Origin of the sequence: Citrobacter sp. Marseille-Q3906 (assembly GCF_916618775.1) — a bacterium.
Classification (GTDB): domain Bacteria; phylum Pseudomonadota; class Gammaproteobacteria; order Enterobacterales; family Enterobacteriaceae; genus Citrobacter; species Citrobacter murliniae.
Window position 1 is genome coordinate 2,612,629 of record NZ_CAKAKA010000002.1, and the last position, 24,283, is coordinate 2,636,911.

At 52.8% G+C, this 24,283-nt stretch carries 21 protein-coding genes; 6 read left to right on the forward strand and 15 right to left on the reverse strand.

Translation table 11 applies throughout. The features are described 5' to 3' along the window. Positions 1-10: 10 nt before the first annotated feature. From eutN to maeB, 8 genes are all read right to left on the reverse strand, one after another. Positions 11-298, reverse strand: a complete 288-nt coding sequence (gene eutN / locus LG384_RS16740; RefSeq protein WP_016153954.1) for an ethanolamine utilization microcompartment protein EutN — start codon at positions 296-298, stop codon at positions 11-13. A 120-nt stretch (positions 299-418) separates the two neighbouring features. Further along, the gene (gene eutM / locus LG384_RS16745) at positions 419-712 is read right to left on the reverse strand and encodes an ethanolamine utilization microcompartment protein EutM (RefSeq protein WP_003835054.1); all 294 of its coding nucleotides are present in this window, start codon (positions 710-712) and stop codon (positions 419-421) included. A gap of 38 nt (positions 713-750) precedes the next feature. After that, positions 751-1,767 (reverse strand): phosphate acetyltransferase, encoded by a 1,017-nt coding sequence (pta, locus tag LG384_RS16750; RefSeq protein ID WP_045445998.1) that lies wholly within the window; start codon positions 1,765-1,767, stop codon positions 751-753. Continuing rightward, entirely contained in the window at positions 1,764-2,567 is an 804-nt protein-coding gene (eutT, locus tag LG384_RS16755) for an ethanolamine utilization cob(I)yrinic acid a,c-diamide adenosyltransferase EutT (protein WP_225761250.1), read from the reverse strand. Before eutT ends, pta begins: the two co-directional genes overlap by 4 nt. Positions 2,568-2,576: 9 nt before the next feature. Continuing rightward, positions 2,577-3,278 carry an ethanolamine utilization acetate kinase EutQ gene (gene eutQ / locus LG384_RS16760; RefSeq protein WP_045446004.1) on the reverse strand — a complete coding sequence of 234 codons (702 nt, stop codon included), beginning with the start codon at positions 3,276-3,278 and terminating at the stop codon, positions 2,577-2,579. Further along, on the reverse strand, positions 3,256-3,735 hold the full coding sequence (eutP, locus tag LG384_RS16765) for an ethanolamine utilization acetate kinase EutP (protein WP_045446006.1): 480 nt from the start codon (positions 3,733-3,735) through the stop codon (positions 3,256-3,258). The genes eutQ and eutP overlap by 23 nt, the downstream gene beginning before the upstream one ends. A 12-nt stretch (positions 3,736-3,747) precedes the next feature. Further along, on the reverse strand, positions 3,748-4,083 hold the full coding sequence (gene eutS / locus LG384_RS16770) for an ethanolamine utilization microcompartment protein EutS (RefSeq protein ID WP_003037995.1): 336 nt from the start codon (positions 4,081-4,083) through the stop codon (positions 3,748-3,750). Positions 4,084-4,367: 284 nt separating this feature from the next. After that, positions 4,368-6,647 carry an NADP-dependent oxaloacetate-decarboxylating malate dehydrogenase gene (gene maeB / locus LG384_RS16775; RefSeq protein WP_048220847.1) on the reverse strand — a complete coding sequence of 760 codons (2,280 nt, stop codon included), beginning with the start codon at positions 6,645-6,647 and terminating at the stop codon, positions 4,368-4,370. Between the two features lie 404 nt (positions 6,648-7,051). On the opposite strand from maeB, the gene tkt reads away from it, so the two are divergent. Beyond that, positions 7,052-9,046, forward strand: coding sequence for a transketolase (gene tkt / locus LG384_RS16780; RefSeq protein WP_225761251.1), 1,995 nt, complete (start codon positions 7,052-7,054; stop codon positions 9,044-9,046). On the opposite strand, the gene LG384_RS16785 is transcribed toward tkt, so the two are convergent. The 3 genes from LG384_RS16785 to aegA all read right to left on the reverse strand — a co-directional run bounded on the left by LG384_RS16785 (position 9,036) and on the right by aegA (position 12,951). Beyond that, positions 9,036-10,079, reverse strand: a complete 1,044-nt coding sequence (locus tag LG384_RS16785; RefSeq protein WP_045446013.1) for a DUF1176 domain-containing protein — start codon at positions 10,077-10,079, stop codon at positions 9,036-9,038. The two genes, tkt and LG384_RS16785, sit on opposite strands and share 11 nt — an antisense overlap. Positions 10,080-10,203: 124 nt before the next feature. Beyond that, positions 10,204-10,779, reverse strand: a complete 576-nt coding sequence (nudK, locus tag LG384_RS16790) for a GDP-mannose pyrophosphatase NudK (protein WP_225761252.1) — start codon at positions 10,777-10,779, stop codon at positions 10,204-10,206. Between the two features lie 201 nt (positions 10,780-10,980). Continuing rightward, positions 10,981-12,951: a formate-dependent uric acid utilization protein AegA gene (aegA, locus tag LG384_RS16795; RefSeq protein WP_225761253.1), complete on the reverse strand. Its 1,971-nt coding sequence runs from the start codon at positions 12,949-12,951 to the stop codon at positions 10,981-10,983. Positions 12,952-13,214: 263 nt separating this feature from the next. On the opposite strand from aegA, the gene narQ reads away from it, so the two are divergent. Together narQ and acrD are read left to right on the forward strand one after the other, a co-directional pair. Then, a complete protein-coding gene (gene narQ / locus LG384_RS16800) occupies positions 13,215-14,891 on the forward strand; it encodes a nitrate/nitrite two-component system sensor histidine kinase NarQ (protein WP_045446024.1) in 1,677 nt (558 codons plus the stop codon). Between the two features lie 205 nt (positions 14,892-15,096). Then, entirely contained in the window at positions 15,097-18,210 is a 3,114-nt protein-coding gene (gene acrD / locus LG384_RS16805) for a multidrug efflux RND transporter permease AcrD (protein WP_045446027.1), read from the forward strand. A gap of 67 nt (positions 18,211-18,277) precedes the next feature. On the opposite strand, the gene ypfM is transcribed toward acrD, so the two are convergent. Next, on the reverse strand, positions 18,278-18,337 hold the full coding sequence (ypfM, locus tag LG384_RS16810) for a protein YpfM (protein ID WP_001386977.1): 60 nt from the start codon (positions 18,335-18,337) through the stop codon (positions 18,278-18,280). A 387-nt stretch (positions 18,338-18,724) separates the two neighbouring features. On the opposite strand from ypfM, the gene LG384_RS16815 reads away from it, so the two are divergent. The 3 genes from LG384_RS16815 to LG384_RS16825 are packed head-to-tail and all read left to right on the forward strand — an operon-like array spanning position 18,725 to position 20,440. Continuing rightward, the gene (locus tag LG384_RS16815) at positions 18,725-19,081 is read left to right on the forward strand and encodes an ArsC family reductase (RefSeq protein ID WP_200010295.1); all 357 of its coding nucleotides are present in this window, start codon (positions 18,725-18,727) and stop codon (positions 19,079-19,081) included. Between the two features lie 3 nt (positions 19,082-19,084). Next, positions 19,085-20,212 (forward strand): succinyl-diaminopimelate desuccinylase, encoded by a 1,128-nt coding sequence (gene dapE / locus LG384_RS16820; RefSeq protein WP_225761254.1) that lies wholly within the window; start codon positions 19,085-19,087, stop codon positions 20,210-20,212. Positions 20,213-20,239: 27 nt separating this feature from the next. Then, positions 20,240-20,440 carry a YpfN family protein gene (locus tag LG384_RS16825; protein ID WP_003835080.1) on the forward strand — a complete coding sequence of 67 codons (201 nt, stop codon included), beginning with the start codon at positions 20,240-20,242 and terminating at the stop codon, positions 20,438-20,440. A 79-nt stretch (positions 20,441-20,519) separates the two neighbouring features. Here LG384_RS16825 and ypfH read toward each other — a convergent pair whose 3' ends face one another. The 3 genes from ypfH to LG384_RS16840 all read right to left on the reverse strand — a co-directional run bounded on the left by ypfH (position 20,520) and on the right by LG384_RS16840 (position 24,189). Next, positions 20,520-21,218 carry an esterase gene (gene ypfH / locus LG384_RS16830; RefSeq protein WP_048220842.1) on the reverse strand — a complete coding sequence of 233 codons (699 nt, stop codon included), beginning with the start codon at positions 21,216-21,218 and terminating at the stop codon, positions 20,520-20,522. Positions 21,219-21,303: 85 nt separating this feature from the next. Next, positions 21,304-23,307 (reverse strand): tRNA(Met) cytidine acetyltransferase TmcA, encoded by a 2,004-nt coding sequence (locus LG384_RS16835; protein WP_225761255.1) that lies wholly within the window; start codon positions 23,305-23,307, stop codon positions 21,304-21,306. Positions 23,308-23,322: 15 nt separating this feature from the next. Further along, on the reverse strand, positions 23,323-24,189 hold the full coding sequence (locus LG384_RS16840) for a neutral zinc metallopeptidase (protein WP_225761256.1): 867 nt from the start codon (positions 24,187-24,189) through the stop codon (positions 23,323-23,325). Positions 24,190-24,283 lie beyond the last annotated feature (94 nt).

Sequence of the window (24,283 nt, forward strand, 5' to 3'; positions counted from 1 at the left end):
ATTTTCTGCCTTATTTATGGAAGATCACCTGACCACCGGCCACCACTTCATCGACAATGCCAATAACACACAGATCGACAGGCGATGATTCGTTGCGGTGCGCCTGACGGGCTGAGCTTCCGCTGACCAACAGCACCCACTCTCCGGTTCCCGCCCCGATGCTGTCGATAGCAACAGCACACTGCCCGTCGGGATTTCCGCAGGCGTCAATCATTTCCACCATCAGCAATTTGTCGTGCGCTAGCCCCTGATGGCGTACGGTACAAACAATTTGTCCTGTGACGATTGCCAGTTTCATACCCGCCTCCGTGGCATATTTCAGGTAAAACCTCCCCCTACCCTCCGCAGAAGGTAATGTGAAAAGGAGAGAGGGTGACGCCAGCTTTTATCAATCATGCAGTGGCGTCACATGGGCTACTTACATGTCGTTGCTGTCGCCTTTAAAGCTGATCGGGAACACTTCTTCCAGATCGCCATGCGGACGCGGGATAACATGTACAGAAACCAGTTCACCAATGCGCTGGGCAGCGGCAGCACCGGCATCCGTTGCGGCTTTACAGGCCGCCACATCGCCACGTACCATTGCGGTAACCAGGCCACCGCCAATCTGCTTCACGCCAACCAGTTTCACGCGTGCCGCTTTAACCATTGCGTCAGAAGCCTCAATCAGTGCAACCAGGCCCCGGGTTTCAATCATTCCTAATGCTTCCATTGTGCTTTCCTCTTAGTAGAAGGGGTCCAGAACGGGACCTAAACAACCAGTGTTTGTGAGGCGCGTTCACGACTCACGTCAGTCTGGCGCGGCACTGCTGCCACCAACGCCAGTTCGATAATTTCCTGTACGCTGCAGCCGCGGGAGAGATCATGGAGCGGTGCGGCAAGCCCCTGAATCAGAGGCCCTACTGCTCGATACCCTCCCAGACGCTGGGCGATTTTGTAACCAATATTGCCTGCCTCAAGCGATGGAAAAACCATCACATTGGCATTGCCCTGCAACGGGCTGGCCGGTGCTTTTTGCGCCGCAACATCCGGTACAAAAGCGGCATCAAACTGCAATTCACCATCAACGGTAAGCTCTGGTGCACGTTCACGAACAATGTCCGTAGCCTGCTGCACGTTAGCAACGTTGGGGTGACGGGCACTGCCATTACTTGAAAACGAGAGCATTGCGACGCGCGGCTCTTCGCCGGTAATCGCTTGCCAGGTCTGCGCGCTGGCGATGGCAATATCTGCCAACTGGGCTGCAGTGGGTTGCGGCACGACACTGCAATCAGCAAATCCTAATGACGGTCCGAGATACTGCGGCAGCATCAGGAAAATTGACGACAGCGTTTTACAACCCGGCTGTAATCCGATAATGCGTAACCCCGCACGCAGCACGTTCGCTGTTGACGAGAGGTTGCCCGCAATACAGACGTCGGCTTTACCCGCGCTAACCATTGCGGCAGCGAACATCAGCGGATCGTTGAGTTTCTCAAGCGCATCCGGCGGCGTTTTTTCACCAGCACGCGCCAGCCAGCGCAGCGCAAATTCTTCACGCATTTGCAGGTTGCTTTGCGGGTCGATTACCTGAATGCCATCCATTGCCACGCGGTGGCTGAGAGCAAACTGGCGCAACGCAAACGGACTGGCGACGAGAATGGGATGTGCCAAACCGTGCTGATGCAGGTAATTCGCAGCTTTCAGCACCCGAACATCCAGCGCATCCGGGAACACCACCCGCGCAGGTGAGCGCAAGGCGAGCTGGCGAGCACGTTCAATGATCATTGCTTCTCCCCCAGTCGCTGTTGGATTTGGCTGATACTCAGCGGATGCTTCGCCACGCTCAGGATCATCATCACGTAGACCGTGCTCGACAGGCGGTTCAACGCTTGCAGAATGTCCGGTCGCTGTACTTCAAAACTGCGGGTGATAAATACCTGGGCCGCCACTGTTTCTGTTTCACGGACTTTGGTTCGCAGCAAATTGAGCAGCACAGCATCACGACCGTGGCTGGCTTCAGGCACCAGATGGTCGTGGTCGAGATAGCGCAGCGGCTGATGCGAAAGCCGGTGCAAATCTTCATCGCTTAAACCAACAATGGCTTGTGCTGCCAGCGGCTCATCCATGGCGTCTGCGCGCATAATGTTGCCCAGACGCGAGCGAATATCCGCCAGCCACGGCTGCCACTGTTCAGGCAGTTCAATCTGTAACCACACCGCCAGGCCGATGGTGCTGTCCAGCGCCGCGCGAAATCCCAGGCGCGGGTCACTTTTGGCGACCATCTTGTCCGCCGTCAGATGCGTCAGCGTGTCAGGTTTCTTCGCCACCGGTTGATGACACAGTTCACAACTCGCCAGTGAGTGCGTATCACTGCTGGTTAAACCATGCACCGGTTGCAGTTGCTGTTCTTCGCCATCAATAAACAGGCTTCCCTGCTCGTCGATAAACTTAATCCGCAGATGTCGGCCTTCCAGCAATTCCCGGGCAGATGGCGTCAGGCGAGCGTCAGCGGGGAGATGAATTTCTGCCCCTTCGCTGAGCGTATGATTCGCTCTGAGCCATGCTTCGGTAATGAAATCCTTCATACATCCGCCTTAGCAGGACTGCCAGTTCGCAGGCCATGCCACATACAGGAATTTCACCGTTGATGGCGTACCGAACTCAATGCTGGAGCCTTTCGGGATAAACATCACATCCCCGGCCCTGGCAATCATGGTTTCGCCTTCATGGCGAACGTGCAGTTCGCCTTCCAGAATCATGTCGATTTCGTCGTAGTTCAGCGTCCATGGGAAAAAAGCGTTATCCCACTGCATGAAGCCAGCGGCCATGCTGCTTCCGTCCTTGTCGGTCACTAAGTCGGTTAAGCCGACGCAATGCGGCTGTGCGCCATCAAAACGACCAAACTTCACGCTGCTGCCATCAATGACTTTTACGCCGCCTTTGCCAGTAACCGAGGTAAAACTTGGCTGCATTCCGCCCTGCTCCAGCGACTGTTTTTCCTTCATGACTTTGTCCATCAACTGCGCGACCAGGCTTTCGGTAAACTGCCCTTCCGGCAGTTGCGCAATGATGGTCTCGCGAATGCGCTGGCTTTCCGTTTTGCCATCATCCACCGAAGCGGGTGCAGGCGAGGCTGCCGGAGCGGATTCGTCGCATTCAGTGATTGTGACGCCCAGCAGCTCCGCGACTTCGCGAGCCTCTGGGGTGATGATGCTGGCGCGCAGAACAACCGACATTTCCTGTTCGCCGCGTGCGTGGGCCGCACGAATATCATTAGCTGTGATGAGTTTTTTCACCTGCCCTTTCCTCCTTTTGGCTGAGCTCAGTCAGATAATCCACCAGGTGCTGCACGCTGCGCGGGTCATGGCTATTGAGTTCGAAAATCGGCTCCTGGAACCCTATCCCGCGAAGTAGCTGTCGCGTTGCGGCGACGTCGGCATCCGGCATGTCCGTTTTACTGATAACGGCGATTTGTCGTTTACTGGCGCCGATATCCAACAGCCCGGCAGGTAAGCGACTTTCTTGATCATTTGCCGCGTGTATATAAATCAACGTATCAACATCCTGCAGCGTGGTAATTAAGGCGTGATACCAGCGCGGATGGCTAAAATATTCTCCCGGCGTATCGATATCGCCGTTTTCATTAAACTCAACGGCCTGCGTTTTCCTGGCGAGAGAATAATTTCCCTGTAGCGCATTGAAGAGCGTTGTTTTCCCCGCCCCAACCGTACCGACAAAAGCAATACGTTTCATTGCCGCCTCTGATTAACTTTTTGTCAGGTTGCACAAAGTGAAATTTAATAACCGGCCCAGACCACTCACTGTCTGCAATAATGCCTCTTCCACCGCGCCTACCGAGCCGTAGATCACCAGTGCGCCGCTAAATCTATCGAGAAAACCGATGTGTACATCTGCGGCCTTCATGGCTAAATCACCGGCAATCATTGCCGTTTCGCCTGGCGTTAAGGTCATAATGCCGATAGCGCCCGCTTCGGGAACGCCGATCTTTTTCGCCAGTTCTTCGCCTGGGTGCGCAATCAGATGCGCCAGCGTGACCTGTTTCCCCGGCACAAATTCCTGAATGATGCGTTCTTTTTCCATTGCTCACCGCCTCTGCTGAAACTGTCCTCATCGTGGCAATTTTTCGTCAGAGTAAATAACAAAATTCGGCAAGGTGGTTTAAAAGGTGAAGTAGATCACTAAGAGAAGAGAAATAAAAATACCCGTCACACTTCAAATTACAGGTTCGTTGGCTTTCTTACTCATACCAGCCACTTACTTTAGTAAGTTCATGGTATTCGCTGCATCGTCGCCTTTCTGGAATTCGAATTATTTAGAGTATGAAGGCGCGGGAGAAACCCGCGCCGAAAATAATTAAAGTGAAATTACAACGGTTGTGTTTGAGCTTCGACTACTGCCAGCGCCACCATATTTACAATACGACGAACAGAGGCGATTGGAGTTAAAACATGTACCGGTTTGGCTACACCCATCAGCACCGGTCCTACCGTCACGCCTTCAGAGCTGGAAACACGCAGTAAGTTGTAACTAATACGCGCGGCTTCCATATTCGGCATCACCAGAATATTAGCGGAGCCTTTCAGCGGGCTGTCCGGCATCCGGTCATTACGAATACTTTCCACCAGTGCAGCATCGCCGTGCATTTCACCGTCAATCATCAGATCGGGTGCGCGCGATTTAATAAGCTCGAGCGCTTCACGCATTTTGTTGGCCGACGGACAGTTTGACGAACCAAAGTTGGAGTGCGACAGCAGCGCCACTTTCGGTTCAATGCCAAACCGACGCACTGTTTCTGCCGCCATAACTGCAATTTCCGCCAGTTGCTCCGGCGTCGGGTCATCGTTGACGTACGTATCAGCGATAAAGGTGTTACCGCTTGGCAACAGCAGCGCGTTCATTGCACCTGCCGTATGAACACCATCACGGTGACCAAACACCGCTTTCACCACGCTGAAATGCTCGTGATAGTCGCCGATTGTTCCGCAAATCATCGCATCCGCTTCACCGCGTTGCACCATGATCGCGCCGATCACCGTGGTGTTGGCGATCACCGCACGTTGCGCCTGCTCCTGAGTAATTCCACGACGCTTCATGATCTGGTAATACTCACTCCAGTACTCTTTAAAGCGCGGATCGGATTCATTATTGACGATCTCAAAATCGACACCCGCTTTGATCTGCAGTCCTAACTTCTGGATACGCATTTCGATCACGCTCGGACGACCGATCAGGATCGGCTTCGCCAGACCTAAAGTGATCAGTTCTTGCGTTGCATGCAGAACACGAGCCTCTTCCCCTTCGGTCAGCACAACACGCTTCGGCGCTTTGCGTGCCAGAGAGAAAATCGGCTTCATAAACAGGTTGGTTTTGTAGACAAACTCGGTCAGCTTGTCGATATAAGCGTCAAAGTCGGCAATCGGGCGCGTTGCGACACCAGAATCCATCGCCGCCTTCGCCACCGCCGGTGCGATCTTGACGATCAAACGCGGGTCGAACGGTTTAGGAATAATGTATTCCGGGCCAAAGCTCAAATCCTGATCGCCATAGGCGGAAGCCACCACTTCGCTCTGCTCGGCATGCGCCAGTTCAGCAATGGCATGTACAGCGGCCAGCTTCATCTCTTCGTTGATGGCGGTAGCCCCGACGTCCAGCGCACCGCGGAAGATGAACGGGAAGCACAGTACGTTGTTGACCTGGTTCGGGTAGTCGGAGCGACCGGTGCAAATGATGGCGTCGGAACGCACCTCTTTTGCCAGTGGTGGCAGAATTTCCGGTTCCGGGTTTGCCAGCGCAAGGATCATTGGCGCACGCGCCATCTTCTTGACCATCTCCTGCGTCAGCACTTTCGGGCCGGAGCATCCGAGGAAAATGTCTGCGCCGTCGATCACATCATCAAGAGTACGCTTACCGTCATCCACCACCGCGTAAGCTGCTTTGGTTTCCGCCATATTCGGTTCGCGATCTTTATAAATCACACCTTTGGAGTCGCAGACCACGATGTTGTGCTTCTGCATACCCAGCGCAACCAACAGGTTCATACAGGCAATCGCCGCGGCACCTGCGCCAGACACCACCATGCGCACATCAGAGATATTCTTTTCCACCACCCGCAGGCCGTTCAGGATGGCTGCAGTGCTGATGATCGCCGTTCCGTGCTGATCGTCATGGAACACCGGAATATTCATGCGTTCACGCAACTTTTGCTCAATGTAAAAACACTCTGGTGCTTTGATGTCTTCGAGGTTGATGCCGCCAAACGTCGGTTCAAGGGCTGCCACCACGTTGATAAATTTGTCCGGGTCGAGTTCATCGACTTCAATGTCGAACACGTCAATTCCGGCAAATTTCTTAAAGAGAACGCCTTTACCTTCCATCACTGGTTTGCCAGCCAGCGCACCAATATTGCCCAGCCCCAGTACCGCAGTACCGTTGGAGATAACCGCGACCAGGTTGCCGCGCGCGGTATATTTGTAGGCCGCTAGCGGATCCTTTTCAATCTCCAGACACGGAGCTGCAACACCTGGCGAGTAGGCCAGCGCAAGATCACGTTGGGTGGCAAGAGGTTTGGTCGGAGAAACCTGAATTTTACCTGGTACTGGAAATTGGTGGAAATCGAGGGCGCTTTGTTTTAACTGGTCATCCATCTTGTTGTTCCTTTCACGTATCGATCAAAAAAGTGGCGCAGGTAACCCTTCTATACCCTAAATAATTCGAGTTGCATGAAGGCGGCAAGGGAGTGAATCCCCAGGAGCATAGCGAACTATGTGACTGGGGTAAGCGAGCGTAGCCAACGCACATGCAACTTGAAGTATGACGGGTATATTGAGCCGCACATTATCGCCTCAGTCAGCGGCATAAACTTTGAAGGTCGCCAAACTCTCACTACTCAAAGAAAGAATTTGTTATCAATTTATAACAACCATGTTACCTGCTTAAACCAGCAATACCATGCTTGTCTGCTATGCTTTTTGCGTATTCGCCCGCAATTTTCCCAAAAGTGTGAATTAACACACGCATCTAACGCTTTACTTTTCAAGGAGTATTTCCTATGACCCGTAAAGAGCTTGCCAATGCCATTCGTGCGCTGAGTATGGATGCCGTCCAAAAAGCTAACTCTGGCCATCCCGGCGCGCCGATGGGTATGGCCGATATTGCCGAAGTACTGTGGAACGATTTTCTCCGACATAACCCAACCGATCCCACCTGGTACGATCGTGACCGATTTATCCTGTCGAATGGCCACGCCTCAATGCTGCTTTACAGCCTGCTGCATCTTTCCGGCTATGACCTGCCGTTAGAGGAGTTAAAAAACTTCCGACAACTGCACTCAAAGACACCAGGGCACCCGGAAATTGGCTATACGCCGGGCGTGGAAACGACCACCGGACCGTTGGGTCAGGGATTAGCAAACGCGGTCGGGATGGCGATAGCCGAGCGTACGCTGGCGGCACAGTTTAATCAGCCGGATCATGAGATTGTCAGCCACTTCACCTGGGTTTTTATGGGTGACGGTTGCCTGATGGAGGGGATTTCTCATGAGGTGTGTTCACTGGCGGGAACGCTGGGACTTGGCAAGCTGATTGGCTTTTACGATCACAACGGTATTTCTATTGATGGTGAAACCAAAGGTTGGTTTACCGATGATACTGCGAAGCGCTTCGAAGCATATCACTGGCATGTCATACACGAGATAGACGGTCACGATCCTGAGGCGGTGAAGAAAGCCATTCAGGAAGCACAAAGCGTAACCGATAAGCCGTCACTAATAATCTGTCGGACTATCATTGGCTTTGGCTCACCGAATAAGGCCGGAAAAGAAGAAGCACACGGCGCAGCACTGGGGGAAGAAGAAGTTGCGCTGACCCGTCAGAAGCTGGGCTGGCATCATCCTGCTTTTGAGATCCCTAAAGAGATTTACCGGGCCTGGGACGCGCGCGAAAAAGGTGAAAAAGCACAGCAGAGCTGGAACGAGAAATTCGCCGCCTATCAACAAGCCCACCCGGAACTGGCCACAGAGTTTACCCGCCGGATGAGTGGCGGGCTGCCAAAAGAGTGGGAAAAAACCACTCAGAAATACATCGCGGAATTGCAGGCTAACCCGGCCAAAATCGCAACCCGGAAGGCGTCGCAAAATACCCTGAATACTTACGGCCCGATGTTGCCTGAACTGCTTGGCGGTTCAGCAGATCTGGCCCCCAGCAATTTGACCATCTGGAAAGGTTCGACATCCCTGAAAGACGATCCAGCCGGGAACTACATTCACTACGGCGTGCGCGAATTTGGTATGACCGCCATTGCCAACGGTATTGCCCACCACGGTGGTTTTGTCCCATATACCGCGACCTTCCTGATGTTCGTTGAATATGCCCGTAATGCGGCACGAATGGCTGCGCTGATGAAAGCGCGGCAAATCATGGTCTATACCCATGACTCTATTGGGCTGGGGGAAGATGGTCCCACCCATCAGGCCGTCGAGCAGCTTGCCAGCCTGCGCCTGACGCCTAATTTCAGCACCTGGCGTCCATGCGATCAGGTTGAGGCGGCAGTCGGCTGGAAACTGGCGGTAGAGCGCCATGATGGCCCAACGGCGCTAATCCTCTCCAGGCAGAATCTGGCACAGGTTGAACGTACCCCGGAACAGGTAAAAGAAATTGCCCGCGGTGGCTACATACTGAAAGACAGCGGCGGTAAACCGGATGTGATCCTGATTGCTACCGGTTCAGAAATGGAAATTACGCTACTGGCAGCAGAAAAACTGACGGGAGAAGGCCGTAACGTTCGTGTCGTCTCCCTTCCCTCAACAGATATTTTCGACGCCCAGGATGAGGCGTACCGGGAATCAGTCCTGCCTGCAAGCGTGAGCGCGCGCGTGGCGGTGGAAGCAGGAATTGCGGATTACTGGTACAAGTATGTCGGTCTGAAAGGTGCGATTGTCGGCATGAGCAGCTACGGAGAATCCGCGCCGGCGGACAAGTTATTCCCCTTCTTCGGCTTTACGGTCGATAACATTGTCGAAAAGGCGCACCGCGTACTTAACGTGTGATCCACAGCGTGGGCCAGGCATCAGGTCCATGCCAGTTATCACAGCTGGGCTCCTGCGCATAGCGCACCAGACGAAAACGCTGGCCGTCAAAACGCCAGCGCGTCTGGATCCCACAGTCCGACATTCCACGTCCCTTAGCGAGAGTGACCAGTTCGCGCGATTTTTCATCAAAAACAGCGTTCGTCAGCTCCATATCGTTACTTTCAGCGTCCGTCCTGAAAGGCAAATTCAGACGTACCGCGCGCGAACTCAGCGGCTTTGTACGCGAAACAATCCATGCCAGATCGATAGTGTTATATGCACCCGCTTCACAGCCGATCATCAGCAGAGCTTTGTCATCGGTTAATGCCGAAACCCGCACTTCACGGCGCATAGGGTCGAGCGAACAGCGGATGCCGTTTATCCGCCAGTTCCCGTAATCCAGCAGTTCACTGCGCTCTTGTTGAGAAAGCGGTGTTGGTGTTGGGTTGACGACGGCTACCCCTTTCAGGGCCGGAGCCGGAGGTACGCTAAGCGGCGGCTCGTTACCCTTTTCGATCCAGGCAGTTTCACTTCCAACGCGTTTTTGCTGGGCGTCAATAAACAACAGCGCGGCTTTCAGCCCTGCCAGCGAAATGGTTTGCACGCCTTTTTGCAGAGTAATCGCCTGGGCGTTCTGAACTGTCTGTAAAAAGGCGCTAATGGTGGCAGGATCATCGGTCATGAGTTGCCAGGGGGAAATGCGCCAGTGTTCGCCAGTCAGCGGTAGCGGTTGGCCGTCCATCAGCAGGCGCGGCGCAATATCAGCTTCTTTGGCATCAGGGGTATCCAGACCGCCCAGCTCAATACGCAAAACCGCATCGGTATGCGCTCCGGCACTCCGACTGAGGGTCATCACCAGGCCATGATGTTCACCGGTGTTTCGCGCCACGCAAAAATTCTGGTTATTGCAGGTTACCTGCCAGTCGGAAAATACCTGCTGTGCAGGTGCCGCCCACAGAAAGTGGGCCGGTAGCAGACCAAGCAGAAAGATGAAAATAACGCGATAGCGCATGGACGGTACAACCCCGAAATCAAAACAGACAGCCTAATCGGTATCTTCCTTGCGCTACTGATGAGGCTCAATAAGAATCGTCGGATTGGACTGTTATTTTGTAAAGAAATATAAACCCCGTAACCTAATCCATCAGATGCGACGATTGCAGATAGTTAAGCAATAGCACCGTTTTGCCGTCACGGATCTCCCCGGTTGTGATCATCTCCAGCGCTCGGGTGAATGGTAGTTCCAGGACTTCGATATCCTCGTCTTCAACGCCCCCGCCCGCATTGGCACGCTGGTTGTCACTGTACTGCGCGATAAAAAAGTGGATCAATTCCGTCAAGCCGCCTGGCGACATGTAGAGCTCAAAGAGTTTACGCACCTCACCAACTTCATATCCGGTCTCTTCGATCGCTTCTTTGCGAATACAGGCTTCAGGTTCATCGTTATCCAGCAGCCCGGCGCAGGTTTCGATCAGTTGTCCGCTTTCGTTACCGTTCACCCAGGTGGCGACGCGAAACTGACGAATCAGCACGACGTTTTTTTTCTCCGGGTTATACAGCAGAATAGTGGCGCCATTGCCGCGATCATAAACCTCGCGTTTGTGACGAATCACCTCGCCATTGCTGCGGGTCAGATCGTAAGTAATATTGCGCAGGATGAAGTAGTTATCAGAAAGGACTTTATCTTTGATGAGGGTAATTTGTTGCGACATACCGGCTCCACGGCGAGAAGTGAGAAATAATACTACGCCGTGAAACCGGGTTTGTCTTGACCCCAGGCTAGTGAGATTTGACTGATTTTATATCCGTCATACTTCAAGCGGCGGGTTTGTTGGCTGTACTCAGAAACCCCGGTCACATAGCTCTCTATGCATCTGGGGATTTCTTCTTTTGCCGCCTTCCTGCAACTCGTATTATTTAGGGTATATGCCCAGCCAGTCGACGATCCCCTGCGCTGCATGTCGCCCTTCTGCCATTGCAGTGACCACCAGGTCCGCACCACGTACCGCATCACCACCAGCAAAGATCTTCGGATGAGTCGTTTGATAACGATAAGCGCTCTCGGCATCAGCAGCAATCCGGCCCCAGTCATCAACCTTTACACCATGAGCCTCCAGCCACGGCATACCATGCGGATGGAAACCAAACGCCATAATGACTGCATCAGCGGGCATCACAAATTCACTTCCCGCGATCGGTACCGGGCGACGACGTCCCTGCGCATCAGGCTCGCCGAGCTGTGTGCGTAAGAAACGTACGCCACTGACGCCCCCATCGGCATTCAGCATCAGCTCAACGGGCTGGACGTTAAATTCAAAGTTAGCCCCCTCTTCGCGTGCGTTTTTTACCTCTTTTTTCGAGCCAGGCATGTTGGCTTCATCACGACGATAAGCACAAGTCACCTGGCTTGCACCGTGGCGTAGCGCGGTACGTACGCAATCCATCGCCGTATCACCGCCTCCCAGCACCACAACGTTCAGCCCGGCGGTATCAATAAACGGCTCCTCCGGTAGTTCATCCAGCCCCATCACCTGCTTGGTATTAGCAATCAGAAACGGCAACGCATCATAAACGCCCGGCGCGTCTTCGTTCGGCAGATCCGCTTTCATAGAACGATAGGTCCCTACGCCCACAAACACGGCGTCATAATCGTCCAGTAGTGATGCCAGCGTTACGTCCTTACCCACTTCACAGTTAAGCTGGAAATTAATCCCCATAGCGCTGAAAATTTCACGACGACGCACCAGTAACGATTTATCCAGTTTGAAGGCCGGAATACCAAACGTCAGTAAGCCACCAATTTCAGGATGGCGATCGTACACGGTGACGCTGACGCCGTTGCGCACTAACACATCCGCACAAGCCAGACCGGCAGGCCCTGCGCCAATAATAGCGACACGCTTATCCACTTTTTGCACATCGCCTAAATCAGGCCGCCATCCTTTACTCAGCGCCCGGTCAGAGATGTAACGTTCAATATTCCCGATAGTGACCGCACCATGCTCGTTACGCACCGTACATGCCCCTTCACAGAGCCGATCCTGAGGACATACCCGCCCGGTAATTTCCGGCAGACAGTTGGTCTGGTGAGAAAGCTCCACTGCTGCATCAATATTTCCTGCTTTCACCAGCTCAATCCACTGGGGAATATGATTGTGCAGTGGACACGTCCATTCGCAGATGCTGTGTTCACCACACTTCAGGCAGCGGGAGGCTTCCCGCTCGGCCTGTGCCGTACGAAATGGCAAATAAATTTCATCAAAACTGGTTTTACGTGCCTCAATCGCCAGCTTATCTGGCTCGCCGCGCGGCGGAGTAGCCTGCATCTGCTCGCGTTTGGTGATCATGTGGGAGGTTAAATCGGTCGCCCTAGCATGCCAGGGCTGGCTCTCCAGACTGGCCGTGCGCAGTCGACGTGCTTTTGACAGACCGGTGAGCGAAGTTTGCGTCACCAACTGTAGCGCCTGCGCCGGACAGTTTTCCACGCAGGCCGGTCCCTCTTCACGTCCCTGACACAGATCGCATTTATGCGCTGTCGCTTTCACCTTTCCTTTCGCAACGGGAGTAAGTACGATCTGCATCGTGCCAAAGGGACAGGCAACGACGCAGGATTTACAGCCGATACACTTTTGCGAATTTACCTGAATGCTGTCATTGTCATGGCTGATTGCACCGTTTGGACAGCTTCTGGCGCAAGGTGCATCCTCACAGTGGTGGCAGGTCACCGCGCTGCGTTGATGCTGATGTTTAATGACCGTAATTCGGGGCTGAAAATGCCGTTGGCTCAGGACATGCTGCTCACCATTATGGGCCATGACACAGGCGACTTCGCAGGCATAGCATCCCAGGCACTGTTGGCTATTGACCATAATAAAACGATTCATGGCTTCCTTCTTTTTTGGTTGCAAAAACCTTATTCTTTATATGACTGTTGTTATTAACCGACCCTGAAGAGGGCGGCAATGTTCATTTGCCCAGGAAGCACAACTATTTATCCAGAACCTGTGGCAGATCAATTTATTTCATCGCATATGAAATTGCGTTTCAGTTACCATCCTGTTTCAGGCGATTTTATTAACATTTATCAAATACATTGAATCGTTTTAGCTGTATCAAAGCGCTACATGTATTGTGTGAGGATGCGCAAGTGACGGTAAAACGTCCGGTATCGGCCAGCCTGGCCAAGGCTTTTTTCTACATTGTGCTGCTGTCAATTCTCTCAACGGGCATTGCACTGCTCACACTGACCAGCAGCTTGCGAGATGCGGAAGCCATCAATATTGCCGGTTCATTACGCATGCAAAGCTATCGGCTGGGTTACGATCTACAAAGCAACAGCCCGCAACTCAGTTCACACCGTGAGTTGTTCCAGCAGGCGCTAAACTCTCCAGCATTACAAAATCTGAACGCCTGGTATGTGCCGCAAACGGTAAAAAGCCGCTATGGACATCTGCATGCAAACTGGCTGGAAATGAACTCCCGACTGATAAGTGGCGATTTGAAATGGTATCAAACCAATATCAACAACTATGTTGATCAAATTGACCTCTTCGTGTTGGCGTTACAGCATTATGCCGAGCGTAAAGTGAAACTGGTTTTTGGGATTTCACTGGCAGGCGGGATCGGAATATTTACTCTGGTGTTCTTTACCCTACGGCGTATTCGCCAGCAGGTAGTTCGTCCACTCAATAAGCTGGTGATGGCCAGCCAGCACATTGAACACGGTCAGTTTGATATCCCGTCGCTGGACACTGATTTGCCTAACGAACTGGGATTGCTGGCTAAGACCTTTAGCCAGATGTCGAGTGAGTTGCATAAGCTGTATCGTTCGCTGGAAGCCTCTGTGGCTGAGAAAACGCACGATCTCCACGAAGCAAACCGCCGCCTGGAAGTGTTGTACCAGTGTTCTCAGGCGCTGAATACCAGCCAAATCGATGTACACTGCTTCCGGCATATTTTACAAATTGTCCGCGAACACGACGCTGCGTATTTCCTGGAACTCACCGTCGGTGATAACTGGCGTATCAGCGAGGGGACGGAAAGCCACGACCTGCCAATGCAGATCCTGCCGGTCATGATGCAGGATACCGTTTACGGTGAACTTCACTGGCAAAGCCCCAATGTGCATGCCTCCACACCGCTGTTGAACAGCGTTTCGACCATGCTGGGGCGCGGGCTGTACTTTAATCAGGCGCAGAAACATTTTCAGCAGTTATTGTTAATGGAAGAGCGAGCGACCATCGCGCGCGAACTCCACGACTCGCTGGCGCAGGTACTCTCCTATTTACGCATTCAGCTCACGCTGCTGAAACGCTCGATCCCGGAAGATAACGCCCCGGCGCAGAGTATCATGGCGGACTTTTCTCAGGCGTTGAACGATGCTTACCGCCAACTGCGCGAGCTGCTCACGACCTTCCGTCTGACCTTGCAGCAGGCGGATCTGCCCTCCGCCCTGCATGAAATGCTGGAAACCCTGCAAAACCAGACTTCGGCTAAACTGACACTCGATTGTCGATTACCAACGCTGGCGCTGGATGCGCAAATGCAGGTGCATCTGTTGCAGATCGTGCGTGAAGCTGTGCTTAACGCCATTAAACATGCCAGTGCGACCGAAATTGCCGTCAGTTGCGTGACTGCACCGGATGATAACCACACTGTTTATATCCGGGATAACGGCATCGGAATTGGTGAGCCTCATGAGCCTACAGGACACTACGGTTTGAATATTATGCGTGAGCGGGCAGAAAGACTTGGCGGCACGTTGACCTTCTCCCAGCCCTCCGGAGGCGGAACGCTGGTGAGCATCAGCTTTCGATCGGCATAAAGGGAAAGACAACTCATGTAAACAACGATAAAACGCCGGATAGTCCAGGTGCAGGCCAGACGGCGTTGGCACAAAAGGTACGCTGTAAACGCGCATGATAATTTACATTATCTTCTTTTTTTCTCCACGTTTGGCCCGTACCTTGCCGCTACAGTGAAGCAAGTCATACCCATTATTATATGCAGAAACACGAGGTCCCCTTTTAATGGCGAATTTTTTTATCGATCGCCCCATTTTTGCCTGGGTGTTAGCTATCCTGTTGTGCCTGACAGGAACCCTGGCTATTTTTTCGCTGCCCGTTGAGCAATATCCCGATCTCGCTCCGCCAAACGTGCGCGTGACTGCGAATTATCCTGGTGCATCAGCACAAACTCTGGAAAACACCGTGACCCAGGTTATCGAGCAGAACATGACCGGCCTCGATAATCTGATGTACATGTCATCACAAAGCAGCGGGACGGGTCAGGCGACGGTAATGCTTAGCTTTGTAGCAGGAACCGATCCTGATGAAGCCGTGCAGCAGGTACAAAACCAGCTGCAATCGGCAATGCGTAAGTTGCCGCAGGCGGTACAGGATCAGGGGGTAACCGTGCGTAAAACCGGGGATACCAATATTCTGACCATCGCTTTTGTCTCTACTGACGGCTCAATGGACAAGCAGGACATTGCAGACTACGTCGCCAGTAATATTCAGGATCCGCTCAGCCGAATTAACGGCGTGGGAGATATTGACGCCTACGGGTCACAATACTCCATGCGTATCTGGCTCGACCCGGCCAAACTTAACAGCTTCCAGATGACCGCCAAAGATGTGACCGATGCTATTGAGTCACAGAATGCTCAAATTGCCGTTGGCCAACTTGGTGGTACACCTTCAGTGGACAAGCAGGCGCTGAATGCGACGATTAATGCTCAGTCATTGCTACAAACGCCACAACAATTCCGCGATATTACGCTGCGCGTCAATCAGAACGGTTCAGAGGTTAAACTGAGTGATGTGGCAACGGTCGAAATGGGGGCCGAGAAGTATGACTACCTCAGCCGGTTTAACGGAAATCCCGCATCTGGTCTTGGCGTTAAACTCGCCTCTGGCGCCAATGAAATGGCAACGGCCGATCTGGTTATCAATCGCCTCAATGAGCTGTCTCAGTACTTCCCTCATGGTCTGGAATACAAGGTGGCATATGAAACCACCTCTTTTGTAAAAGCTTCGATTATTGACGTGGTGAAAACGCTGCTGGAAGCCATTGCGCTGGTATTCCTGGTGATGTACCTGTTTTTGCAAAACTTCCGTGCGACGCTTATTCCCACGATTGCTGTCCCCGTCGTCTTAATGGGCACCTTCTCTGTGCTCTATGCCTTTGGCTACAGTGTTAACACATTAACGATGTTTGCAATGGTGCTGGCAATTGGCCTGCTGGTTGATGACGCCATTGTGGTAGTGGAAAACGTCGAGCGAATCATGAGCGAGGAAGGTCTCTCGCCGCGTGAAGCAACACGAAAATCGATGGGGCAGATTCAGGGGGCGTTGGTTGGTATCGCCATGGTGTTGTCGGCAGTGTTTATCCCGATGGCCTTCTTCGGCGGCACGACCGGGGCAATTTACCGTCAGTTCTCGATTACGATTGTCTCAGCGATGGTGCTCTCGGTACTGGTGGCGATGATCCTGACTCCTGCTCTGTGCGCCACGCTACTCAAGCCGCTGCATAAGGGCGAACACCACGGACAAACCGGATTCTTCGGCTGGTTTAACCGCATGTTTAACCACAACGCCGAACGCTACGAGAAAGGTGTCGCCAGAATCTTACATCGCAGCCTGCGCTGGATACTGATCTACGTGTTGCTGCTCGGCGGAATGGTGTTCCTGTTCCTGCGGCTGCCAACCTCTTTCCTGCCGCTGGAAGACAGGGGTATGTTCACCACTTCAGTACAGTTGCCCAGCGGCTCCACCCAGCAGCAGACGTTAAAAGTGGTGGAAGAAGTGGAGAAGTATTACTTCACCCATGAAAAAGACAACATTATGTCAGTCTTCTCCACGGTCGGTTCCGGCCCTGGCGGAAATGGACAAAACGTAGCGCGAATGTTCGTCCGCTTAAAAGACTGGGATGAGCGTGGTACCACTACCGGAACCTCATTTGCCATTATCGAGCGCGCCACCAAAGCCTTTAACCAGATTAAAGAGGCCCGTGTCTTCGCCAGTAGCCCTCCGGCTATTAGCGGCCTCGGTAGCTCTGCCGGTTTCGATATGGAATTACAGGATCATGCCGGTGCGGGTCATGATGCGTTAATGGCGGCACGTGACAAGCTGATTGAGCTTGCAGCTAAAGACACCTCCCTGACCCGCGTACGCCATAATGGTCTGGACGACAGCCCGCAGTTGCAAATTGATATCGACCAGCGTAAAGCCCAGGCGCTGGGGGTTTCGATTGATGATATCAACGATACATTGCAGACGGCCTGGGGCTCCAGTTACGTCAATGACTTTATGGACAGGGGGCGCGTGAAGAAGGTTTATGTACAGGCGGCAGCAAAATATCGCATGCTTCCTGATGACATCAATCTCTGGTACGTGCGCAATAATAGCGGCGGCATGGTGCCCTTCTCAGCATTTGCCACTTCGCGCTGGGAGACAGGTTCGCCGCGCCTGGAACGCTATAACGGTTACTCTGCCGTCGAGATCGTAGGGGAAGCCGCGCCCGGCGTCAGTACCGGTACAGCAATGGACGTAATGGAATCCCTGGTCCATCAGTTGCCGACTGGATTCGGCCTCGAATGGACGGCAATGTCATATCAGGAACGACTTTCTGGTTCCCAGGCCCCTGCTCTGTATGCCATTTCACTGCTGGTGGTATTCCTGTGCCTCGCCGCGCTGTATGAAAGCTGGTCTGTTCCATTCTCCGTCATGCTGGTCGTACCGTTGGGGGTGATTGGCGCCCTGCTGGCAACCTGGGCGCGGGGTCTGGAAAACGATGTGTATTTCCAGGTCGGGTTATTAACAGTTATCGGGCTTTCGGCCAAAAACGCGATCTTGATTGTTGAATTCGCCAATGAGATGAATGAAAAAGGGCACGATTTGCTCGACGCCACGCTGCATGCGTGTCGCCAGCGCCTGCGTCCGATTTTGATGACCTCTCTGGCGTTTATATTCGGGGTGTTACCGATGACCATCAGCAGCGGTGCAGGCTCCGGCGGTCAACATGCGGTTGGTACCGGCGTGATGGGCGGAATGATTTCAGCCACAATTCTGGCTATTTACTTCGTCCCACTGTTCTTTGTACTGGTGCGCAGGCGCTTCCCTCTGAAGCCAAAACCGGAATAACACACAAAAAAGGCGACTTACAATAAGTCGCCTTTTTTTATCCTTTTCAGGATTGTCTGCCAGAAATTTATTTACGAAGCATCACTTCGATAAAGTCTTTCCAGTTCCCCAGTTCACGTTCAATCATAACAACCTCTCTTATTATTATGGATATTCTACAAAATCATTCTCTTTCAAAGAAGATAATTTAATCGATAGTTGTGATTACATTCTCCAGTGCTGGGGGTCATGTCATCACTATGCGCCATACCCATAAATTTTATGTGACTTACTGCAATATTTTGAAATATTCATACATCATCTACTACTCTGGCAATTCTGATGGAAAAACAGTCTGATGCAAAGAGGTAAAATCTGAATTCCAGTTCAGTGAGAGTTTCGGAACTTTCAGGAATCATTATTCACTGTTGTTCAACAATGTTATATTTTTCTATAACGATTGAATGACAATATGTATTATCAGGGATCACAAAGCACAAGAATAAATATTCAAATTACGTTAATAAGGATTCAAATGATCACCCTCTACGGCATTAAGAATTGCGATACCATTAAAAAAGCCAGGCGCTGGCTGGAAGCTCACGGGATCGACTATCGTTTCCATGATTATCGCGTCGATGGCCTCGACAACGCGCTATTACAATCCTTTATCAGCGAGTTAGGTTGGGAGTCACTGCTCAATACGCGTGGGACCACATGGCGTAGACTCGATGAAGCAACGCGTAATCAAATTACCGATGCGGATGCCGCCGCCTCGTTGATGATTGAAATGCCAGCAATTATCAAACGCCCATTGCTCTGCGCGCCGGGTAAGCCTATGCTGCTGGGTTTCAGTGAATCCAGTTATATGCAGTTTTTTAATGAGGTGTAGTCTATGTCGTGCCCGGTTATTGAGCTGACACAGCAGCTTATTCGCCGTCCTTCCCTGAGCCCGGATGATGCCGGGTGCCAGGCGTTAATGATTGAACGCCTGCGCGCGGTAGGTTTTACCGTTGAGCGTATGGATTTTGGTGACACACAGAATTTTTGGGCATGGCGCGGACAAGGTGAGACGCTGGCATTTGCCGGTCACACTGACGTAGTGCCCGCTGGCGATGTTGATCGCTGGATTAATCCGCCATTTGAACCGACGATCCGCGACGGTCTGCTGTTCGGGCGTGGCGCTGCCGATATGAAAGGCTCGCTGGCGGCGATGGTTGTCGCAGCTGAGCGCTTCGTCGCCCAACACCCTAACCACAAAGGCCGTCTGGCGTTTTTAATCACTTCAGACGAAGAAGCCAGCGCCAAAAATGGCACCGTTAAGGTTGTTGAAGCGCTGATGGCGCGCAACGAGCGGCTGGACTATTGTCTGGTCGGCGAGCCGTCCAGTACGGAAATCGTCGGTGACGTGGTTAAAAATGGGCGTCGGGGTTCACTGACCTGCAACCTGACCATTCACGGCGTGCAGGGTCACGTAGCCTACCCGCATCTGGCCGATAACCCGGTTCACCGCGCAGCGCCAATGCTGAATGAACTGGTGGCGATCGAGTGGGATCAGGGCAATGAATTCTTCCCGGCAACGAGCATGCAAATTGCCAATATTCAGGCAGGAACCGGCAGCAACAATGTTATCCCTGGTGAACTGTTTATCCAGTTCAACTTCCGTTTCAGCACTGAGTTAAATGACGAGATGATCAAATCCCGGGTGCTGGAATTGCTGGATAAGCACCAGTTGCGTTACACCGTTGACTGGTGGCTCTCCGGCCAGCCATTCCTGACCGAGCGCGGCAAACTGGTGGATGCAGTGGTGAACGCCATTGAGCACTATAATGAAATTAAACCGCAGTTACTGACTACAGGCGGAACGTCCGATGGGCGTTTTATTGCCCGCATGGGGGCGCAGGTGGTTGAACTTGGTCCGGTCAATGCCACCATTCATAAAATAAATGAATGCGTTAATGCCGCCGACCTGCAACTGCTTGCCCGAATGTATCAACGTATCATGGAGCAACTCGTCACCTGATGAGTGGCCCTGTAAGAGGAAATGAGCATGGACTGGCTGGCTAAATATTGGTGGATTTTAGTGCTGGTGTTTCTGGTAGGCGTATTGCTGAATGTAATTAAAGATCTCAAGCGCGTCGACCACAAAAAATTTCTCGCGAATAAACCGGAGCTTCCCCCGCATCGTGACTTTAACGATAAATGGGACGACGACGACGATTGGCCGAACAAAGACCAACCGAAAAAATAACCCGTAGGCCGAATTATACGCGTAGCGTTGCCATCCGGCACCCGCGCCTGATGGCGCTACGCTTATCTGGCCTACAGGGTTACATCATCTCAATGACATCATCATCGTTTGGTTTCCCCCCACTTAACGCTTCATCGAAATAGTGCTTCGGCACAGTAAAGCGCAAATGGTCGAGAGCAAACTGCATGCTGCGATCGTCAATGGCGTGACCCAGGTTTTCAACGATATCCAGCGTCACATCACCGCCCGCGCGAATTAACGCGTCCTGAGCCGCAACGGCGTGAGATAACTCAATCACCCGGTCTTCACCACCGTGAATCAAATGTACTGTCGTGGCAGTCGTTGCCACTTCCGGCAAACTGGCGTAACGACCATTAAAGGCAATCACCCGTGATGCCAGTCCAGGCTCGGCTTTGATGCTTTCAAGCGACATAATAGCCCCCTGCGAAAAGCCTATCAATGCAGTTGCCCCAGGTGCGACGCCGCTCTGTTTTTGCCAGTAGCGAACGGTTTCGATAAATACCGGCATGATAGCGTCAACACGTTCCTGACGGTTCTCTTCCGTTACGCCCTGAACGGAAAACCATTGACGCCCGGAGGTGGCAGCATATGGCTCAGCACCGCCTATACTCACTATCAGCGCATCCGGAAACAAAGGTGCAAACCAGGATCCTATCTCTCCCATGGCAACAGGGTTATCGCCTACACCATGAAACAACAGCAGCAACTGTTGCGCGGGTTTATCGGGGCTTTGAACAACAAAATGGTCATGTTTCATGGCGATCTCCTTAACTGATGAGCGTCATTCTACGCCGCTTAATCGCAATGACCATGCCAGGAAATTGAAGAAGTTAGTGAAAAAATTACCATTGCATAATGCGATTATGTAGCCGTTGTTCGCGTTCAGTATCCAGTTGCGCTAACGCCTGCGCCGCCTCTGCACGCTGAAGCAGTAACAATGCTTTACGACCAGAAACGTTCAGTCGCTCGCACAGTTGTGCGTCAGTGCATTGCTCTTGTAAACGTCCTCGCAGCGCCGGGAGAGGAAGCGTACTGTTCTGAAGCAGGCGACTCAGACAACCCAATGAGGTAAGTAGTGGCCGATGTGCAAAGGCAAATCCCGCCAGTTCTTCCCAGTCATCATCATTAAGCGTAGTTTCTTTCAGTGGGGATACCGGAATGGCCTCGTCATTCCACTGAGCCAGAATCACAGCGTCACGACGCAAGCGCAGGTTCTCCCTCTCAGCGAGACGCCTCCCCGCCTCACTGATGGGCAGTAAAGCCATTGCGGTGTAGCACCCGCTGCTGGCTTCCCGGTGGTTCCCCATACGAACCAACACAAAGCCACAACGCTGCCAGAAACGCCATAGCTCTTGCGTATAACCAAAACTGACGGAGAGGTAATCACACTGCGTGGAATAGCGATGGACCTGCATAATCAGCTGTTGCCCTATACCTTCCCGCTGGCGCGCGGGGTGAACCGCGATACGGCTGACCCGACGTCCAGTGAGCGTCGCCGCCAGCGGATAACATCCGTGGGCAGCCAGAGACTGAGCCACCAGATTCCCTCTTGGTCGACGGTGCCCGGCAAAGACAGCCTGACTTAATTCTGCGGATAATCCTCCTTCGTCCACCAGCCAGACGGCACCAGCCACCGAGTCCGAGGCCGATGCCTGAAGAAAATGCTGACCTGGCGCATCCATCATCCGGCGAAGATCCAGCGGTGAGGTGCGATAATGCGCCCCGGAAAGCAACTGATATACCGCCAGCGGCAGATTCGGCCTGGTGCGCCAGGCATTCGCTTCAAACGTGGAAAAACGGATCTCTCCCCGAGGCGAATGCATAAAAGTTTCGTCATCGAATACCAGTGCATCGCTGACGACTTTTTCCAGCGGACACCCCTGCGCCCACCGGACGGGCTGCTGTAACTCATATCGGCGCAGCGCCGGGAAACGGGCGCAGAATTTTAACAAGAACCCTCTGCCGGTTCCCTCATAACCCTGAACCGTAGTCGTTAACAACGTGCGGGGAAAACGCGAAACCAGTTGATGCAGCAACGGTGCAGGAATGGCAGCGGCCTCATCAACAACAAGCCAGTCTGCGGTTTCAGTCCCGGCTAACAGCGCATCCGGGGCCATAAAGCGGTAACGCTCACCGGCAAAGCGTGCCAGCACATCGGTTGCCGCTTTAGCGGGCGCAGTAACAATTGCCGTTCCCTTCATGCGTGAAATCAACTGCCCTGCTAAGGCTGATTTACCCCGACCACGTGCTGCAGTCACTGTTACCACACCACAGGGCATAGCCAACAGATGTTGTAAAATCGCCGCCTGCTCAGGTTGAGGCTCCCCATTCGCGGCTTGCCAGTCAGCGCGTTCAGGGAAATGTGGGCATGAAAATAACTGATTCTGCTGCCAGTGCAGAGCTTGTCTGTCGCGAGTGATGACCCGTTTGAAGTGTTCGACAAAGTGTGGCGTAGGGATGGGTTGTGCGCAGTCACTCCAGCGCAGCGAATCTACATCCGGATATGTCTGCCAGCTGTTCCAGGGGGGCGTCAGCAGCACCAGCCAGCTCCCGGCATACAGCGTACCACTTAATGCGGCAAACGCTGCGGCGTCAAACCCAGACCGCGCATCAAAGACTGCATGACGAAATTCACGTCCCAGTAACGTTTGCAACGCCTGTGGCGTACAGCCCGGCTCTGAGGGAGGCTCTGCACCAACCCACAGCCAGTCGCCGGGTAATGTATCGCGCAGCGCTAACGCCTGCTCCTGACACCAGAGTCCCTCGCCACTGATAATCAGCAAACGGCGGATCCCTTCCCGGGTCATTTGTTCAGTTAGCGCACGCAGCGCGATGTAGTCAGACATCCCTGCCTCAATATCTTACATGCCTTTACCAAAGGTATTGCATTGCGCCGGATCGCCGCTATCAAAGCCACGCTTAAACCAGGTAAGACGCTGTTCAGAGCTCCCGTGCGTAAAGCTGTCCGGCACCACCCGTCCTTGCCCCTGCTGCTGCAGGCGATCGTCGCCAATGGCCTGTGCGGCGTTCAACGCTTCTTCCAGATCACCTGACTCCAGCACACCTTGCTGTTGCATACTGTGCCCCCAGACGCCGGCAAAGCAATCCGCCTGCAGTTCCATACGCACGGAAAGTCGATTCACTTCAGCCTGTGAGGCGTTCTGTTGCATCTGGCGAATCTTTGGCTCGATACCCAGCAGTTTCTGCACATGGTGACCCACTTCATGCGCAATGACATAGCCCTGAGCAAAATCACCATCAGCGCCCAGCTTATTTTTCATGTCGTCATAGAATGAGAGGTCGATATAAACAGTACCGTCAGCCGGGCAATAAAACGGTCCCATAATGGACTGACCCACTCCGCAACCGGTACGCATGGAACCACGATACATCACCAGCTTGGGTTGCTGATAGGTACGGCCCATTTTTTCAAACTGCTGCCCCCAGGTATCTTCCGTTGTCGCCAGAATCACCGAGGTAAATTTGGCTGCTTCATCATCGTTGGGACTGATGGAGCGCGTTGATTGTTCTTGTGAAACGGGTTGGCCTGTCATTAATCCGGTGAGATCCACGCCGTAATACCCTGCCACGAGCACCACAATCAGCAGGATGATGCCGCCTTTACCACTTGGCAAACGAAAACCTGGCCCGCCCATAGAAGGACCACCACCAGAGCTATTACGTCTGTCTTCTACATTGTCACTTTCACGACGCCCTTGCCAGCGCATAATCACCTCAACTTTTTATTCATTATGATGATGATCGTAGGCGGTTCGGAACAGGATTACCATAAGAAACAGTAATCAAATAGGTATGATTGAT